The organism is Rossellomorea aquimaris, from assembly GCF_001877785.1.
Taxonomy (GTDB): domain Bacteria; phylum Bacillota; class Bacilli; order Bacillales; family Bacillaceae_B; genus Rossellomorea; species Rossellomorea aquimaris_A.
Genome location: NZ_MINN01000134.1, coordinates 1 through 507 on the forward strand (window position 1 = coordinate 1; position 507 = coordinate 507).

The following is a 507-nucleotide window of genomic DNA, read 5'->3' on the forward strand; positions in this document are numbered from 1 at the left end:
GGCGCCGCCTTGGTATTGGTTGTTTTCGTCGATGTAACAGAACGTGTTGGCGGTGCCGAAATCAACAATGATCAAAGGTCCTCCGTATTCTTGTATCGCGGCGACAGCATTAACGATTCGGTCTGCGCCCACTTCACGCGGGTTTTCGTATTTAATATTGAGGCCGGTTTTGACGCCAGGCCCGACGACTAGCGCTTTGGTATGGAAATATTTTTGTGCCATGCGCTCGAGCGCAAACATGATTGGGGGCACGACGGAAGACATGATGACCCCATCAATTGATTCAAAAAAAAAAAAAAACTAACTCGTATGCCTTCTTATTATTTCAAAAACCCACAACATAACAAGCAAAAAAACAAACAGAAACCGGCAACTACCACTAGGATCAAACCAGTTCGAATATGAACGACCATAACCATAAACGACACATATAATTACAAACTAAACAGAACAAATCGTGATAGACTTACAGAACTATCATATGCTGAAGCATTATAACATAAAAAA

Annotated in this window: 1 pseudogene; it reads right to left on the reverse strand. The window is 42.0% G+C overall.

The annotated features are described in order from the left end of the window. Nucleotides 1-288 (reverse strand): annotated as a pseudogene (locus BHE18_RS20125) (type III pantothenate kinase); the annotation flags it as partial. Nucleotides 289-507 lie beyond the last annotated feature (219 nt).